The organism is Bartonella sp. AA16NXGY (assembly GCF_042197325.1).
GTDB lineage: Bacteria > Pseudomonadota > Alphaproteobacteria > Rhizobiales > Rhizobiaceae > Bartonella.
This window is the reverse complement of the sequence record NZ_JBHIRR010000003.1, coordinates 76,232-93,859: the sequence shown is the minus strand read 5'-3', so window position 1 is coordinate 93,859 and position 17,628 is coordinate 76,232. Positions and strand designations below refer to the sequence as shown.

Below are 17,628 nucleotides of genomic sequence, written 5' to 3'. Positions count from 1 at the left end.
AATTATGATATTTTTTAGTGTCATAAAATTAAAAAAATCTCGTTCTTTCGTAATATTCAAAGTGCCGGAAGAATTTTATAAGTTTTTATCATTATTTTTTATAGAATTCATCGCATCATACATGTAAAGCCAATTGAGATCTGACATAATGCTCTCTGGTGTACGAATTTTCATCATGAGATTGCGTGCAATTGCTATGGGACCGGTTGCGTGATAGGCTAATCTATTGAAATCTCCGCGTTTTTTTACTGCTGCAATACGCGGGGTGCGTGTTGTTTCGTAAAGCGAAAGTGCTTTCGTTAATGAAAAATCTTTCAATGAAAGTGCTTTTGCTAATGTGGCGGCATCTTCGATTGCCATAGCGGCACCTTGTGCTGCAAAAGGTAAGGCAGCATGTGCGCAATCGCCAACAAATACTTGTCTCTCTAAACCGATAAAACGATTTTGTTTCATTTGAAAAAGTGGCCAATAACTCCATTCATCAATATGATCGAAGATTTGTAAGATTTTTGAATTCCAATCTTTAAAAAGAGATTTGAGTTTTTCTTTATCTCCTTTATGGGCCCATCCTTCTTTTGAACTTTCTCCATGCGTAATGGCGACAAAATTAAAAATTTTTTCTGACGATTGAATGGGGTAGACAACAAGATGATTTTTTGGTCCCATCCAAGCCGTAATTGTCTTCATATTTTGCAATGAAGAACGAAAGTTTTGAGGAAGATTATCAGATGTTGTTGTTGCACGCCAAGCAATAAAGCCACTAAAATTTGCTTTTTCATGAAAAGGAGATTGTTGCCGTAATGTTGACCAAACGCCATCACATCCGATCAAGAGGGGCGTTGAATAAAGCTGTTCTGTTGCCGTATCTGTTTTTATTGTCGTGATTTTAATGTTGGTTGCCGATTGGGTAGAAGATACAATCGTTTCGCCTGCTTTGTATTTGATCAAAGGATTTTCAATCACTGCATTATATAAAATTTTTTGTAAAGCCGCGCGGTGAATCGTCATATAAGGGGCTTTCCAATATTTTTCTGTTAGATTAATAAGATGAGCCCGTAGATGTATTTTTAAAGATAATCCATCTTTTAACTCAAGAAAATATGGGATTGTCGCGACTTCAGTGAGTTTGTTAAGAAGTTTCCAGCGAGCAAGAATAGATGTTGCATTTGGTGTCAGTTGAATACCAGCGCCTATCGTTTCAAGTTGCTTACACTTTTCGATAATGGTGCTTGCAATTCCTTTATGAGCGAGTGCTAAAGCAGTGCTTAAACCAGCAATTCCTCCTCCAACGATGATGGGTGATTGTTCCACAAATGATTTCATATTAAACAAGCAGAATTAAAAGAGGGGTTATTAAGAAAGCCAAAAAACGCAATTATAATAGCTTTTCTGGATGATATAAGCATCCTGTTGGGTTTGTTTGATCGTATGATAGCGAGGGAACATAACGATAAAGGGTTGAGCAGTAAGGGCAAATTTTCTCATCTGCTGCTCCCATATCGATAAAGATATGAGGATGATCGAATGGGTGTGTAGCGCCTACACACATAAATTCTTTCACACCAATTTCGATTGTTTTATATCCAAGGTCATTTTGGAAATGAGGAATATTGTGATCAGCCATGGCATACAAACTCCAGAATAAATTTTCTCATCAGCTATGATTGGGCTCTTCTATTTTATAGGCGTGAGTTTGTAATAAAGCGTATAATAATGCAAGATGCTTTTTAAGACAAATTTCTCTTCTTTTATGCTATATTAGAATAGTTGTCTTACTTTTAGTGCTTTGCGCATAGCAATAATTCCAAGTACTTTTAAATATTAAATGGAAAAATGATGAGGGAAGTTAGGCATTGATATATTATTATGATGATAACATATTATCAAATGTTATGTGAGATATTTCGTCAAGGATTTTAGAAAATATAAAAGAAAATTATTTAGGATATATGGAACAGAGGGTGGTAGATAAAATTTCTATATCGAATATAACAATGAAAAATCCGGTACGATTTATTAATCGAGAGTTTTCATGGCTACAATTTAATAATCGTGTTTTGATGGAAGCGGCTAATTCGAAACATCCTTTATTAGAACGTCTACAATTTCTTTCTATTTCAGCTGCAAATCTTGATGAGTTTTTTATGGTTCGTGTTGCAGGACTAGCAGCTCAAATTCGTGCTCGCGTTACAGCGTGCAGTGCAGATGGGCACACTCCACAGGAACAACTTGATATTGTATTAGCTGAGATTTCAAAGCTGCAGGCTCACCAACTACGAGAATTGAATGTTTTACGTGATGAATTAAAAAAGAATGATATTGAAATTATTTGTTCTGATGATCTTTCAGAAATTGAAAAATCATGGCTTGAAAAATATTTTCTTGAGACAATTTTTCCTGTTTTAAAACCTTTACCTGTTGATTCTACTCATCCTTTTCCATTTATTCCTAATTTAGGGCTTTCTATTGGGCTTCAATTGTCTGGAGAAACTGATCAGAATTCACACACAGTGTTGTTATCTATTTCAATGCTTTTAAGGCGTTTTATTCTTCTTCCTCAAGAAGGCAATCATTTTCGTTTTATTGCATCTGAAGATGTTATTTGCCTTTTTATTAAATATGTATTTCCTAACTATGAGGTTAAAGAAATTGGTATATTTAGAATAATCCGAGATAGTGATATTGAAGTAGAAGAAGAAGCTGAGGATCTTGTTCATTTTTTTGAAACTGCTCTTAAAAGGCGGCGCCGTGGGCAGGTTATTCGAGTTGAGTTTGACGCAAAAATGCCAGAGAGTTTACGCCAATTTATAGCGAATAGTCTCGCTGTTCCTGATAATTGTATTAATGTCCTTGACGGATTTTTAGCGCTTAATACGGTATCAGAAATTGTTTCTATTCCCCGCGATGATCTTAAATTTATTCCTTATATTTCTCGTGTTCCAGAATGTATTCGTAAACATAAAGGGGATTGTTTTGCGGCTATTCGTGAAAATGATATTGTGATTCATCACCCCTATGAGACATTTGATGTTGTTGTCCAATTTTTACGTCAAGCTGCTTGCGATCCTGATGTTGTAGAAATAAAACAAACACTTTATCGTACATCAAATGATAGTCCAATTGTTGGCGCTTTGATTAAAGCAGCTGAACAGGGAAAGTCTGTGACTGCTTTGGTAGAACTTAAAGCACGTTTTGATGAGGAAGCAAATATTCGTTGGGCCAGGGATCTTGAATGTGCTGGGGTTCAAGTTATTTTTGGTTTTATTGCATTAAAAACGCATGCTAAGATGTCATTAGTTGTGAGACGTGAGGGAAAACGTCTTCGCTCTTATGTTCATCTTGGAACAGGAAATTATCATCCCATTAATGCTAAAACTTATACCGATCTTTCTTTTTTTTCCACGGATGATGATATCGCTCATGATGTTGCGTTATTATTCAATTATATTGCGCAATATGAGCGTCCAAATGAAACAATGAAGATTGCTTTTTCACCCTTAACACTGCGTGGTCGTATCTTAGAGCATATTGAGGGAGAAATTGTTCATGCACAACAGGGAAGGTTTGCTGCTATTTGGATGAAAGTTAATGCATTGGTTGATCCTGAAATTATTGATGCTTTATATCGTGCCAGTCAAGCAGGGGTGCAAATTGATTTGGTTGTGCGGGGGATATGTTGTTTACGTCCTGGTATTCTAGGAATTTCGGATAATATTCGTGTAAAATCAATTGTCGGGCGTTTTCTTGAACATAGTCGCATTTTTTGTTTTGGGAATGGTCAAGATTTGCCTAATGAAAATGCACTCGTTTACTTAGGCTCTGCTGATATGATGCCTCGTAATTTGGACTATCGTATTGAAATATTGGTTCCGGTTTTTAATAAAATAGTGCGTCAAAAAATTCTTTTACAGATTATGTTAGCTAATATCATTGATAATCAACAAAGCTTTGATATACTTAAGGATGGAACATCAAAACGTATTACACCGCAGATAGGTGAAAGTCTATTTAATGCGCAGGAGTATTTTATGGCCAATACAAGTTTTGCGGGGGAAAATGAGTCTTTTGAGTCTTCTGTTTCGCGCTTGGTTGCGTTGCATCGGCAACAAGCCGAAATACATAAAGACTAAAATCCAATGACATATAGAGATGCTCAAGGTCGGTTAAAAGGGCGTAAGCCTGTTGCTGTTATTGACATTGGCTCAAATTCTGTTCGGTTGGTTATTTATGAGGGGCTTGTTCGATCACCAACAGTTTTATTTAATGAAAAGATTCTTTGTGGTCTCGGTCATGGTGTGGCGAAAACAGGATTTTTAGAAGAAAAATCGATGAAAATGGCGTTGCAAACACTGAAACGGTTTCGTACGCTTTGTCGACAGATTGGGGCAGATGAGGTCTATACTTTAGCAACAGCAGCAGCACGAGATGCACAGAATGGCGTAGCATTTATTCAGCATGCTGAAGATATTTTGCAAAATAAAATATATCTTCTTTCAGGAAGTGAAGAAGCTATGTATTCAGCATATGGAGTTGTGTCTACTTTTTATCAACCAAAAGGTATTTCTGGGGATCTTGGTGGTGGAAGTCTTGAGCTGATTGATATTGATCATTCTGATGTTGGTGAAGGGATAACGCTCCCATTGGGTGGTTTAAGGCTACAGTATATGTCAAATAATGATAGTGCTGTAGCTACAAAAATTGTACATGAGCAATTTTATAAATCGTCTGTTGTTCGTACTCGTAAAGGTATAGCACGTTATTTTTATGCAGTAGGGGGGACATGGCGTAATTTGGCAAAACTCCATATGGCAATGAAACACTATCGGCTCCCTGTTATGCATGGCTATGAAGTTGATGCCGTTGAAATGGAGAACTTTTTACGTCTTGTAGCACGTGGCAATATTGATAATATGAGAGGGATTGCAGCGGTTTCTCAGAATCGTCGAAAACTTTTATCTTATGGGGCAATAGTTCTTATTGAACTCATTCAGTGTATGGAGTTTGAAAAGATAATCTTTTCTGGTGCTGGCGTTCGTGAAGGTTTTCTTTATTCACGTTTGCCGCAGGCGATTCGGCTTTCAGATCCTCTCATTGCAGCATGCACAGAAATGGCTATTTTACGGGCACGTTCACCAAAACAAGCAGAAGAACTCATTGATTTTACGACGAATGCTTTTGAAGTTTTTGGAATTTCAGAAACCGAAAATGAATGCCGTTATCGTCAAGCCGCTTGTCTTCTTGCGGATATTGGTTGGCGTATACATCCAGATTATCGAGGCAATGAAGCAGCAAATCAAATAGCTTTAGGATCTTATCCAGGAATTTCTCATGAAGGGCGCCTTTATGCGGCACTTGCTGTTTTTTTTCGCAATACGAGTTTATTGGTTGATAAAGAATCTCTTCCCATTTTTCAATTAGCAACTCAAAATATAATTGAAAAAGCACGTATTCTTGGCGAAACTATGCGTATTGCTCATCTTTTTAGTGCTTCTGTTGCAGGAATTTTACCTCATTTATTGTGGCATAAAAAAGCAGATCATATTATCCTGCAGATCCCAAAGAATTACGCTGGGTTATTAGGAGAACGTCCTCTTGGACGATTACAGAAGTTATCAAAAATAATAAAACAACCTCTCGCTTTTGAAATTTTTTGATTTTTTTCCTAATTTATTCGTGTTTTATGTCTTAATAATAGGGCCATTGACGAGGGATAAACTAGGTAGCCTATCATCATGAGCTGGACAATAGGACTTGTTCCATAACGCCCATGCTAGACACCACGCAAAGCATTTGTAATGCCTGAGCATTCATAAAAGAAAACATAATTTTTTATTCTGTTACTTGCATCACAGGATGGATTTTTCACTTCATAAGCTTCATGTGAAAATGAAAAGTTTTGTCCATTTTTACGTGAAAAGGTTTTCTTTTTATGCTGTGTCGTTATAACGTTTCTGTTTAGCTTGCTCGATTATCTTCATAAGATTACGATTGTAACCAACGCGATAAAAAACAAGTTTTAAAGATTTTGGGAGAGATCCATTGGTTACATGACGCTGGAATGTTGAAATACTCATATGAAACAGTTTTGCACTTTCACGGTCTGTCAAAAGAATATCATTTCAGTCATTATAAAATCCTTTCACTATAAAAAATAGAAATAAATCACAACTATTTATTAACCATGATTTTTGAATCCTTTGAAAGGTATTTAATTTATAAAAAAACAGCGCCTTATCATATAATTCTTATGTGAAACTTTATGAGTCTTATTGAGATGGAGTGAGAGAATCTTACGATATTCGGAGGTCTAATTCAATATAAATAACGCTAGATTATTTTTAGAAATCAATATATTGCTTTTGTTAGGTATTTTAGTTGTTATGCTGGCTCGTTTTTGATTGTTAGATTGCAATCTCGGTAGTTTTTTAATACGATATGGTGACGTGAGGCATTATATCTTTGTTTGTTCCTATTTCTAGGCTGCTATTTTTGTAATGAATGCGCTTTTATTATCAGAACTTTTTCTTTTCAAAACTTTTAAATAAGGAGCTGTTTGTTTTTTTAGATTATTTTTAATGGGATTGCTATTTGATTGACCTGATAAAGATTTAGCTATCATTTTAATAAGAGTTTACTATTTAATTTTTTAACTTTGTCAGAAGTAGGCTTTATTTATCCTGTTTGCGTTGGCCTATAAGGCATACCAATTGATGTAGATAATGAGTAGTGTAATGGATTTTTCAAAATGAAAATGTAAATTAAAGCTGTTTTGTGCTTATTTTTCCATCGTTAAAGTAAAACCCTATCTGGCCCTTTAGAAGTTGTTCGGCTTTTTGTCCAAATATTTCATAGCGCCAGCCATTCATAGCGGGAATATTTTTCTTTATTCCTCCATTGGCAATTTTTTCTAAATCATTAGATGTTGCAATAATTTTAGGGGCAATGCTGTTTTCATTTGCAACAATTTTTAATAACACTTTGAGCAGATCGATAACAGCGGCTGTCGTATCATTGAGTGGATTATGTTTAGGAATGGGGGGTAAAGTAGAAAGATCCACTTCTAAGCCTTCGTGGACAGCTTTGATTAATGATTGAGCAATTGAGAGTTTATCCCAATTCTTATTAAGACTGCGCAACCGTTTTAATGCAGATTCATCTTTTGGTTGTTGGGTTGCTATTTCTATAAGACATTCATCTTTTATGATATGACGACGTGGCATATTGTATTTTCGTGCTTCACGTTCCCGCCAAGCTGCTATCTTTTGTAATACAGCAAGTTCACGTGGCTTTTTAATTTTTCCTTTCACTTTTTTCCATGCTTCATCTTCTGGCATATCATAGGTTTTAGGATTTAAAAGGATTGTTATTTCATCATCCATCCAGTGAGCTCGTTGATTTTTCTCTAACCTTTTTTTCAATAACAAGTAAACATCTCTTAAGTAAGTTACATCGGAAAGTGCATAGAGCAGTTGTTTTTCAGACAAAGGGCGGAAACTCCAGTCTGTAAAGCGGGAGGATTTATCAAGATGATGCCCTGTACAGCGTTGTACAATTTGATCATAGGAGATAGAATCACCAAATCCACAAATTGATCCTGCTATTTGCGTATCAAAGAGAGGGGAAGGAATAACACCTCCAAGATGATAAATTGTTTCAATATCTTGGCGCGCAGCATGAAAAACTTTTACAACTTTTTTATCGATCATAAGGTCAAAAAAAGGTTGTAAATCAATATCTGGTGCTAGGGGATCAATCAAAACTGTGACATCTGGTGATGCAAGCTGGATTAAACACAGTTGAGGCCAAAAAGTTGTTTCGCGGATAAACTCAGTATCGACTGTTACAAAATCAGAGGTACGTAGAGCGTTAAGTGCAATTTCAAGATCTGTTGTTTGTGTAATAAGATTCATCATTTTATTATAATTCGATAAATTAAATTTGTGCTTTATTGACTTTATTTTTGAGTTTTTATTCTCATATCTTGACAAATGGTTATTAAAAAGCGTTTGTAGCGCATGTGAATATTATAATCAAAGGCAAAAAACATGCACCGTTATCGCAGTCATCATTGTGCGGCTCTTCGTAGATGTGATGTAGGAACACAAGTTCGTCTTTCGGGGTGGGTTCATCGTGTTCGTGATCATGGAGGGATTCTTTTTGTGGATTTACGTGATCATTTTGGAATCACACAAATTGTTGCTGACCCTGCTTCACCAGCTTTTAAAGTTATTGAAAAAGTGCGTTCTGAATGGGTTATTCGTGTGGATGGGGAGGTATGTGCTCGTTCTGATGAGGTTATTAATGCAACGCTTCCAACAGGTGAGATTGAAATTTTTGCACAAGAGGTAGAAATTCTTTCAAAATCTGATGAGCTTCCTTTACCGGTTTTTGGTGAGCCTGATTATCCAGAAGATATTCGATTAAAATATCGTTTTCTTGATTTGCGTCGGGAGACTATGCACAAAAATATCATGCGTCGGACTGAAATTATTGCGGCTATGAGACGAGCTATGCAAAATAATGGTTTTACGGAATTTACGACGCCACTTTTGACAGCTTCATCGCCGGAAGGCGCACGTGATTTTTTGGTTCCAAGTCGTGTTCATCAGGGAAAATTTTATGCGTTACCGCAAGCGCCACAGCAATATAAACAGTTGTTGATGATGTCAGGTTTTGATCGTTATTTTCAGATTGCTCCATGTTTTAGAGATGAAGATCCAAGGGCCGACCGTCTTCCTGGTGAATTTTATCAATTAGATGTTGAAATGAGTTTTGTTGAGCAAGAAGATGTTTTAGCAACTATGGAACCTATTATGCGTTCTATTTTTGAAGAATTTGCAGATGGAAAGACTGTGACACAAAGCTTTCCTCGCATTTCTTATGATGAAGCAATGCGAAAATATGGTTCTGATAAGCCTGATCTGCGTAATCCGATCATTATGGAAGATGTTTCTCAGCATTTTTATAATTCTGGTTTCAAAGTCTTTGCTCAAATTTTAGCGAATGATGAGAATGCACAAGTGTGGGCTATTCCAGCTAAAACGGGTGGAAGTCGTGCTTTTTGTGATCGTATGAATGTATGGGCACAAGGCGAGGGGCAACCAGGGCTCGGCTATATTTTCTGGCGTGAAGAAGAAGGAAAATTTGAAGGAGCAGGGCCTATCGCCAAAAATATTGGTGAACAGAGGACTGAAGCAATCCGTATACAGCTTGGTCTTGAAAGTGGGGATGCCTGTTTTTTTGTAGCTGGCGATCCAAAAAAGTTTTCATCTTTTGCCGGAGCAGCACGCACAAGGGTAGGGGAAGAATTAGATCTTCTTGATAGAGATAGTTTCTCTATGGCGTGGATTGTTGATTTTCCATTTTTTGAATGGAATGAAGATGAAAAAAAGATTGATTTTGGACATAATCCTTTTTCCATGCCTCAAGGGGGAGAAAATGCCCTTGCCTGCCAAGATCCTCTTACTATTAAAGCTTTTCAATATGATCTTGTTTGCAATGGTTATGAAATTGCATCAGGTGGAATTCGTAATCACTTACCAGAAATGATGCTTAAAGTTTTTGAACTTGTAGGACTTTCTAAGGAAGTTGTGAAAGATCGTTTCGGTGGTCTTTATCGTGCATTCCATTATGGGGCTCCGCCACATGGTGGCATGGCTGCAGGAATTGACCGCATTATTATGCTGTTACAAGGTGTTAAAAATTTGCGTGAAGTTGCTTTATTCCCTATGAACCAACAGGCGCTTGATCTTTTAATGAGCGCTCCGTCTGATGTTTCTCCTACACAATTACGTGATTTAGGAATCCGCATGGCTCCTACTCACAAAAATAGCTCATAAAGTTGATAATGGATTGGTTTCATCTTTTTCTACGTAGAGTGAAGTTTTGATGCCTTTCAAGAGTCAACGGTGTGTGCGTGTACTGTTTGTGAAATTTAGATAGGCAAAACGCTATTGTGTTGATTCTTTATGAGGCATTTTTATTCCTTGTTTCTATAGTGGCTTTTCCCCTTGTGATAGGTGAGGAAATAATTATAATTGCTTGATCATGAATAAATTAGAAATAAAAGAATTCTATAATATTCGGGAGCCTCATTTTAGTTGAAAAAAATTAATTATCTTTATATGTCAATATATTATTTATTTTTTATTGAAGTTTTTACAACGTTGTAGCAGAGAATTGTGTCTCTTCGTTTTTATGAGAATAATGTGGTTTTCCATTCTATGGACTTACTCTGAAAAGTTTAAATTTCATAAGCTTTGAACATTTTTTTGGTTTTTCGTAGAAAAACTGAATGGGGTTGTTATACAATTTATCTTTATAATAAAAGATGATGTTTGAAAGGTGCTTTTGTCATTTCAGAAAAGATGAAATAACTCTTTGTGGGCAGTTAAATTATCGTCGAATTTGACAAAGCTTTCAATAAATTACTTAAGACAAGGGGGGAAGGACATGTATAAATTTTTCAAATTGATATAATTTTCTGTTCATGTTCTAATTGCAGCGTTTGTTTTTATGTAATTGACTTTTAATAAAAAAGTCGACTCATAGAAGATTTCATTAAATAAATCCTATAAAATAATTTCTTATTATTGTGGGAATTGTTGTTTTAATACTATGTCTGATAAAATGAATTTACCTTTTGATAAAGAACATATTGAACCAATAGAATTACGTTCTGCTTTACAGGAACGTTATTTGGCTTATGCACTTTCTACGATTACACACCGTGCATTGCCTGATGTACGTGATGGATTGAAGCCGGTCCACCGGCGGATTGTTCATGCGATGCGTCTTCTCAAACTAAATCCTGGACAGTCTTATGCGAAATGTGCGCGGATTGTTGGTGATGTCATGGGAAAATTTCATCCTCATGGGGATGCGTCTATTTATGATGCCTTGGTGCGCTTGGCTCAAAGTTTTGCTGTTCGTTATCCGTTGGTTGATGGGCAAGGCAATTTTGGTAATATTGATGGTGATAATGCTGCTGCCATGCGTTATACGGAAGCACGTATGACTGAAGTGGCTGCATTGTTACTTGAAGGAATTAATGAGAATGCTATTGATTTTCGTTTAACCTATAATGAGGAAGATGAAGAGCCTGTTGTTTTACCAGGAGCTTTCCCTAATCTTTTAGCAAATGGTTCTTCTGGTATTGCTGTTGGTATGGCAACATCTATTCCCCCCCATAATGTTGCTGAGCTTTGTGATGCAGCACTCCATTTGATTGCGCATCCCGATGTAAATGATGAGGAATTAAATCAATTTGTTCTTGGTCCTGATTTTCCGACGGGGGGAATTTTAGTTGAACCTAAAAAAAGTATTGAGGAATCCTATCGTGTTGGGCGTGGATTCTTTCGCTTGCGTTCACGTTGGCATCAGGAATCTGGTAGCCGTGGTTCTTATGTGATTGTTGTAACTGAAATTCCCTATCAGATTCAAAAGTCACGTCTTATTGAAAAAACAGCAGAGTTATTGCTTGCACGCCGATTGCCAATGCTTGAGGATATCCAAGATGAATCAGCAGAAGATATCAGAATCGTGCTGGTTCCTAAAAATCGGTCGGTTGATCCGGAGCTCCTTATGGAGTCTCTTTTTAAATTGACTGACTTTGAAGTAAGATTTCCCCTTAATCTGAATGTTTTGTCTTTGGGAAAAATACCCAATGTCCTTTCTTTGCGAGAAAGTTTGCAGCAATGGCTTGAACATCGTCAAGAAGTGCTTATTCGTCGCTCTCATTATCGGCTTGATCAAATTGATAGCCGATTGGAAATTCTTCATGGATATCTTATTGCCTATTTAAATCTCGATGAGGTCATTCAGATTATTCGTGAAGAGGATGAACCGAAAAAGAAGCTGATTAATCGGTTTGAATTAACAGAAAATCAAGCTGAAGCTATTCTTAATATGCGCTTGCGTTCTTTGCGTAAGCTTGAGGAATTTGAAATTCGTAAAGAATTTGAAAGTTTGAAAGCTGAAAAAGAAAAGCTACAGAATTTGTTAGCTTCTCCTATAAAACAGTGGAAAATAATTTCAGAAGAAATCAAAAAAGTTCGAAACACTTTTGGGCCTGAAACACTCTTGGGGAAAAGACGTACTACGTTTGAAGAGGCACCAAGACATGATCTTGATGATATTCAACAAGCAATGATCGAAAAAGAACCGATTACTATTGTTATTTCTGAAAAGGGGTGGATGCGTGCTTTGAAGGGACACTTGAACGATTATAAAGCACTTTCTTTTAAAGAAGGAGACAGTTTAAAGTTAGCCTTTCCAGCATTTACGACCGACAAGATTGTGCTGATCAGTACGGGGGGGAAGTTTTTTGCTATTGGTGCAAATAATTTACCTGGAGGGCGGGGACATGGTGAACCTATTCGTCTCTTAGTTGATATGGATGATGAGCACGATGTTCTCACAGCTTTTGTGCATCACGCCGAGGAAAAATTTCTCTTGGTTTCATCTCACGGTAATGGTTTTATTGTTTCTTCTGCAGAAGTGATCGCCAATACACGAAAAGGAAAGCAAGTGATGAATGTGAAAGCTCCTGATAAGGTAAAGCTTTGTGTTCCGGTAAATGGTGATCATGTTGCTGTAGTCGGTGAAAACCGTAAAATGCTTATTTTTTCTATTGAACAAATACCAGAAATGAATCGCGGTAAAGGTGTTCGTTTACAGCGTTATAAAGAAGGTGGTGTTGTTGATGCCAAGACTTTTAATTTATCAGAAGGCTTAAGTTGGCAAGATACAGCTGAACGAATCTTTAACCGTCAAGCTGATGATCTCATTGAATGGATGGGAATGCGTGCGGGCGTCGGGCGTTTGGTTCCAAGAGGATTTCCAAAATCAGGAAAATTTATCAATTAAATGTATTTTATAAATGGGAAAATTCCCTATGGTTTTATGATTATGTAAGATATTAATTTATAAAGATAATTTATTATTTTTTATATTGAACGAAAGACCTAAAGCGTAAGTTTTTCTCTTATTTCGATCTTGTTCAGGTTAAATCAATCAAAACTGTTTGTTTGCCTATCATGAGATGAGAGACCAGCCCGTCTTCATAAAAACTATTGAAGAAAAGAATAAAAATATTTTTTAATAAACCGTTTCACAGACAAGAGTTGTTGCAACAATAGTATGTTTGTTTTTTTACATTATACCATTTATGGGTGCTGTCGTGAAATGATTTGATATTTCGAGAGCTGTACCTTTAAACAAACAATGTGAATGTTTAACACAAGAATGTTCTATTTGGAGATGTTTTATTTTGTCTGATAGGTTTATTTTCTTATTGTTCAAGAGAGATGTTATTAATCTTTCGTAGTAATATTTATTCGTTAGGATTACTATGATATTGTCTAAAAAGATGACCACGTTCAGCCCATAAGACGAGAAGTATGGCAGTGAGACTCAGAAAGAAAAATCCTGCTGAGTTTGGGATGGTTGTTTCATCAAATTGTTGGGCAATAAAAAAGCTAAGTCCTGCACCGATAGATGTTTGAAGAAAGCCGGATACAGAAGAAGCTGTTCCAGCTATTTCTCCTACAGGTTCAAGAGCGAGTGTATTGAAATTGGCCATAATACCACCGCAGGTAAACATTAATATACAATATAACGTCATATAAAAAGGAAAAGGGATAACACCACCTGCTAAGATGGACCCAATAAACCAAATGCATGAAGTGGCACAAAAGAGCAAAAGCATAGTATGAGCAATACGCCGCATTCCAAGGCGTCCAACGAGTTGAGAGTTAAAGAATGATGATAGAGCTTGAAATGCAGCACCAACTGCAAAAGCAATAGGGAACCAAAGTCCTAGATTATAGATCCCTTCATATGTTTGTTGTGATGTATTAACGGCGGTAAAGATACAGCCTAAAATAATGGAAGTTGCAAGTGTATAGCAAAGTGTTGTACGATTGGTTATTACAATCCATAAGTTGTGTTTAACTGAAGAAAAGGAAAGAGAGCGTTGCGCATAAAGAGTTTCAGGCAAGCGCAGTTGAATCCAAATCATCAGTCCTAAACCAATCATTGCCATGAAAATAAAAATATATTGCCAATGTCCAAGCAGTAAAATGATCTGTCCTGTTGCGGGACCAACCATTGGTGCAACAAGAAAAACCATCATAACAATAGACATAACTTCTGCCATTTTTCGACCACTGTAGAGATCACGTACGACGGAAACTGTAAGAACTCGCATAGCAGCCCCTCCAATTCCTTGCAAGATACGTAAAATAAGTAAGAGAGAAAAATCAGTTACAAAGGCACAGCCAATCGCCGTAAATGAATAAAAAGCAAGCCCGAGAAGAATAAGTTTACGTCGTCCATACCTATCGCTTATTGGACCGAAAAATATTTGAGCAATACCATAGCTAATAAGATAACTCGAAATGATATAATGTTGATCATTTTCATTGAGAACATTTAAGCCGTCTAAAATATCGGGCATAGCTGGCAGCATAATATCAACAGCTATAGCGTTAATAGCCATGAGCGAAGCAATAAGAATAACAAATTCTTTATAGCCAATTTTGTTTCTAATCGCATCTCTATGCGTTTGTTCATCGACTGAATATGACATATGGCATCCTTGAAATAAAAATTTCGTCTGAAAACAGCTCTTTTTAAGAGTCTGAATAAAATGAAAGATACCTATGATTGATTACATGGAATATTTTTTTCTTTCAAAAGTTCCTGTAACTCATTGTTTTGAAACATCTCTTTAACAATATCACAGCCTCCGATAAATTCACCTTTGATATAAAGCTGTGGAATTGTTGGCCAATTTGAGTAATCTTTAATCCCTTGACGCAATTCGTTAGAAGTTAAGATATTAATCCCTTTATAATTCAATCCTAAATAATCAAGAATTTGAACAACTTGTCCTGAAAACCCGCATTGCGGAGCGTCAGGTGTTCCTTTCATGAATAAAATGACGTCGTTTGTTTTAATTTCGTTGTCAATAAAATTATGAACAGTGGTCATTTTTATCCCTCGATATTTCAGATTTTTATCAGTGTGTAATTTATATTCATACTGCTTTTAATCGTATTAAATGTGTGAATGCAAGAAGAAATTTTAGATTATTTTGGGACATTTGTTTGCAACATTAAGGCGTGAAGGTCATTTCCCATATTGCCTTTAAGGGCATCATAGACCATTTTATGTTGTTGAACACGGGTTTTACCACGAAAACTTTCAGAAATAACTTCTGCAGCATAATGTTCCCCATCTCCAGCAAGATCACGAATTCTTACAGTAGCATCAGGAATGCCTTCACGAATAAGCGTTTCAATTGCATGGGCACTCATTGCCATCATTATTCTCCTATGTTGTTCATTTTTTATAAAGGCTGTTTAAGAGAAAAAACAATTTTTATTCTTCACCCATAAATTGTGGAAACCAGTTTTCATAGGCTTTTGTGAGTTTGTCTACTGAAAGTGTTAATATCCCATCTATATTAAGAGAAGTACCCTCGACTTGACCTAGCTCTGTTAAAGAAACTGTATTGATTTGTGCACGCTCTTTAAGACTATTAAGAGAGTGAGGTTTGACGGCTAAAAGATAACGTCCTTGGTCTTCTCCAAAAAGTTCTGCATGATGGGGTGATTTATTGCTTAATTTTACTTTGATTCCTTTACCTGCTTTAATGACCATTTCAGCAAGTGCTATCGCTAATCCTCCGTCAGAAAGGTCATGGGCGGCGTGAATAAAACCACGATGTATGACATCTCGAACAAATTGACCATGCTTTTTTTCAAGTTGTAAATCTACAGGGGGGGGGGGGCCTGCATCAATATTTAAAATGTTACGTGCATAGATTGATTGTCCTAAATGGGAGCCGCAATTTCCTACTAAAACAAGAATATCTCCATTTTGCATACCACTTATTGTTACCATTTTAGACCAATCATTAAGAAGGCCTACCCCAGCAATTGTGGGGGTTGGAAGAATGGCTTCTCCATTTGTTTCGTTGTAAAGAGAAACATTGCCTGAAACGATAGGAAAATCAAGGATTCTACAAGCTTCTCCTATACCTTTAATAGCAAAAACCAGCTGTCCCATAATTTCAGGTTTTTCAGGGTTACCAAAATTGAGATTATCTGTAGCAGCCAGTGGTGTTGCACCTGTCGTACTAATGTTTCGCCAGCATTCTGCGACAGCTTGTTTCCCCCCTTCATAAGGGTCTGCTTCACAATAGCGAGGTGTTACATCAGAAGAAAAAGCAAGAGCACGTTTGCTGTTGTTTCCTACACGGATAACGCCTGCATCACCTCCTGGACAAACAAGGCTATTTCCTTGGATAAGGGTATCATATTGTTCATAAACCCATCGCCGAGAACTTTGATCAGCAGAATTCAATAAGCTCAGAAGCGCATCACCAAGATTTTCAACTTTTTTGACGTCTTCTGCTTTCAAGGGTGTTTTTTTTGCCGGCTCACTCCAAGGACGATCATAAACAGGCGCTTCATCACCAAGCTCTTTGATGGGAAGATTGACAACTTCTTCCCCTTGATGAAATACACGAAAACGTAAATCATCGGTTGTTTTTCCAATGATAGAAAAATGTAGTCCCCACTTATGAAAAATTGCTTCTGCTTGCTTTTCTAGTTCTGGTTTAAGGACCATGAGCATACGCTCTTGACTTTCAGAAAGCATCATTTCATAGGCTGTCATGTTTTCTTCTCGAACAGGAACTGTATCAAGATTAAGCTGTATCCCCAGATTTCCTTTTGCTCCCATTTCAACGGCAGAAGAGGTGAGTCCTGCTGCCCCCATATCTTGAATAGCAACCACGGCTCCAAGTTTCATGAGCTCTAAACATGCTTCAAGGAGACATTTTTCTGTAAAAGGATCACCGACTTGAACAGTTGGGCGTTTTTCACTGATTGAAGAATCAAATTCAGCAGAAGCCATTGTTGCTCCACCGACACCATCACGTCCTGTTTTTGCACCCAGATAAACAACAGGGAGTCCAATACCTTGTGCTTTAGAATAAAAAAGGGCGTCTGTCTTTGCAATACCGGCGACAAAAGCGTTAACAAGGATATTGCCATTATAACGCTCATCAAAATTTACTTCTCCACCAACCGTTGGAACACCAAAAGAATTGCTGTAACCACCTATTCCAGAAACAACACCAGAAACAAGATGGCGTGTTCGTGGGTGATCAGGAGCACCAAATCGCAATGCATTCATAGCAGCAACAGGACGGGCTCCCATTGTAAAGACATCACGTAAAATACCACCAACACCTGTCGCTGCACCTTGATAAGGTTCAATATAAGAAGGGTGGTTATGGCTTTCCATTTTGAAAACAACACATTGTCCTTCGCCAATATCGACAACACCAGCATTTTCACCAGGTCCTTGGATGACACATTTTCCTTCTGTCGGAAGAGTTTTTAGCCATTTTTTAGATGATTTATAGGAACAATGTTCGTTCCACATTGCAGAAAAAATTCCTAGTTCAGTAAATGTTGGTTCTCTACCAATTAACGTTAGGATACGTTGATATTCATCTTCTTTTAGCCCGTGTTGTGCAATGAGTTCTGATGTAATAGTGATGTTATTGCAAGGCTTCATGAGTATTTATCCGTCAAATTAATCGAAATTTAG

11 protein-coding genes and 1 pseudogene are annotated in these 17,628 nt (G+C 36.9%); 4 read left to right on the top strand and 8 right to left on the bottom strand.

Translation table 11 applies throughout. From position 1 onward, the window contains the following. Positions 1–75: 75 nt before the first annotated feature. Positions 76–1,323: an FAD-binding protein gene (locus ACFINK_RS02870; RefSeq protein WP_375636833.1), complete on the bottom strand. Its 1,248-nt coding sequence runs from the start codon at positions 1,321–1,323 to the stop codon at positions 76–78. Between the two features lie 52 nt (positions 1,324–1,375). Further along, entirely contained in the window at positions 1,376–1,624 is a 249-nt protein-coding gene (locus ACFINK_RS02865) for a zinc-finger domain-containing protein (RefSeq protein ID WP_375611536.1), read from the bottom strand. Positions 1,625–1,949: 325 nt separating this feature from the next. Here ACFINK_RS02865 and ACFINK_RS02860 point away from each other — a divergent pair, with 325 nt between their 5' ends. Together ACFINK_RS02860 and ppx are read left to right on the top strand one after the other, a co-directional pair. Beyond that, entirely contained in the window at positions 1,950–4,130 is a 2,181-nt protein-coding gene (locus tag ACFINK_RS02860; RefSeq protein ID WP_375638214.1) for an RNA degradosome polyphosphate kinase, read from the top strand. Positions 4,131–4,136: 6 nt separating this feature from the next. After that, positions 4,137–5,654, top strand: coding sequence for an exopolyphosphatase (ppx, locus tag ACFINK_RS02855; RefSeq protein WP_375638213.1), 1,518 nt, complete (start codon positions 4,137–4,139; stop codon positions 5,652–5,654). Between the two features lie 273 nt (positions 5,655–5,927). Here ppx and ACFINK_RS02850 read toward each other — a convergent pair. Then, positions 5,928–6,113 (bottom strand): annotated as a pseudogene (locus ACFINK_RS02850) (helix-turn-helix transcriptional regulator). Between the two features lie 645 nt (positions 6,114–6,758). Continuing rightward, entirely contained in the window at positions 6,759–7,913 is a 1,155-nt protein-coding gene (rnd, locus tag ACFINK_RS02845) for a ribonuclease D (protein ID WP_375638212.1), read from the bottom strand. Between the two features lie 132 nt (positions 7,914–8,045). Between rnd and aspS the strand changes: the two genes are divergently transcribed. Both aspS and parC read left to right on the top strand, forming a co-directional pair. Beyond that, positions 8,046–9,839 carry an aspartate--tRNA ligase gene (gene aspS, locus ACFINK_RS02840; RefSeq protein ID WP_375611540.1) on the top strand — a complete coding sequence of 598 codons (1,794 nt, stop codon included), beginning with the start codon at positions 8,046–8,048 and terminating at the stop codon, positions 9,837–9,839. Positions 9,840–10,617: 778 nt separating this feature from the next. Beyond that, the gene (gene parC, locus ACFINK_RS02835; RefSeq protein ID WP_375627792.1) at positions 10,618–12,867 is read left to right on the top strand and encodes a DNA topoisomerase IV subunit A; all 2,250 of its coding nucleotides are present in this window, start codon (positions 10,618–10,620) and stop codon (positions 12,865–12,867) included. A gap of 466 nt (positions 12,868–13,333) precedes the next feature. On the opposite strand, the gene ACFINK_RS02830 is transcribed toward parC, so the two are convergent. From ACFINK_RS02830 to purL, 4 genes are all read right to left on the bottom strand, one after another. After that, positions 13,334–14,590: a multidrug effflux MFS transporter gene (locus tag ACFINK_RS02830; protein WP_375611542.1), complete on the bottom strand. Its 1,257-nt coding sequence runs from the start codon at positions 14,588–14,590 to the stop codon at positions 13,334–13,336. Positions 14,591–14,661: 71 nt separating this feature from the next. Beyond that, positions 14,662–14,994, bottom strand: a complete 333-nt coding sequence (gene grxD, locus ACFINK_RS02825; protein ID WP_375638211.1) for a Grx4 family monothiol glutaredoxin — start codon at positions 14,992–14,994, stop codon at positions 14,662–14,664. 98 nt (positions 14,995–15,092) lie between these two features. After that, positions 15,093–15,326, bottom strand: a complete 234-nt coding sequence (locus ACFINK_RS02820; protein WP_375611543.1) for a BolA/IbaG family iron-sulfur metabolism protein — start codon at positions 15,324–15,326, stop codon at positions 15,093–15,095. A 58-nt stretch (positions 15,327–15,384) separates the two neighbouring features. Next, on the bottom strand, positions 15,385–17,595 hold the full coding sequence (gene purL / locus ACFINK_RS02815) for a phosphoribosylformylglycinamidine synthase subunit PurL (protein ID WP_375638210.1): 2,211 nt from the start codon (positions 17,593–17,595) through the stop codon (positions 15,385–15,387). Positions 17,596–17,628: the final 33 nt, after the last annotated feature.

What these genes read in the sequence shown, in the direction of transcription:
- ACFINK_RS02820 (WP_375611543.1), bottom strand. Translation starts at nt 15,326, where the DNA reads ATGGCAATGAGTGCCCATGCAATTGAAACGCTTATTCGTGAAGGCATT.
- purL (WP_375638210.1), bottom strand. Translation starts at nt 17,595, where the DNA reads ATGAAGCCTTGCAATAACATCACTATTACATCAGAACTCATTGCACAA.
- ppx (WP_375638213.1), top strand. Translation starts at nt 4,137, where the DNA reads ATGACATATAGAGATGCTCAAGGTCGGTTAAAAGGGCGTAAGCCTGTT.
- rnd (WP_375638212.1), bottom strand. Translation starts at nt 7,913, where the DNA reads ATGATGAATCTTATTACACAAACAACAGATCTTGAAATTGCACTTAAC.
- ACFINK_RS02870 (WP_375636833.1), bottom strand. Translation starts at nt 1,323, where the DNA reads ATGAAATCATTTGTGGAACAATCACCCATCATCGTTGGAGGAGGAATT.
- ACFINK_RS02860 (WP_375638214.1), top strand. Translation starts at nt 1,950, where the DNA reads ATGGAACAGAGGGTGGTAGATAAAATTTCTATATCGAATATAACAATG.
- ACFINK_RS02830 (WP_375611542.1), bottom strand. Translation starts at nt 14,590, where the DNA reads ATGTCATATTCAGTCGATGAACAAACGCATAGAGATGCGATTAGAAAC.
- grxD (WP_375638211.1), bottom strand. Translation starts at nt 14,994, where the DNA reads ATGACCACTGTTCATAATTTTATTGACAACGAAATTAAAACAAACGAC.
- aspS (WP_375611540.1), top strand. Translation starts at nt 8,046, where the DNA reads ATGCACCGTTATCGCAGTCATCATTGTGCGGCTCTTCGTAGATGTGAT.
- ACFINK_RS02865 (WP_375611536.1), bottom strand. Translation starts at nt 1,624, where the DNA reads ATGGCTGATCACAATATTCCTCATTTCCAAAATGACCTTGGATATAAA.
- parC (WP_375627792.1), top strand. Translation starts at nt 10,618, where the DNA reads ATGTCTGATAAAATGAATTTACCTTTTGATAAAGAACATATTGAACCA.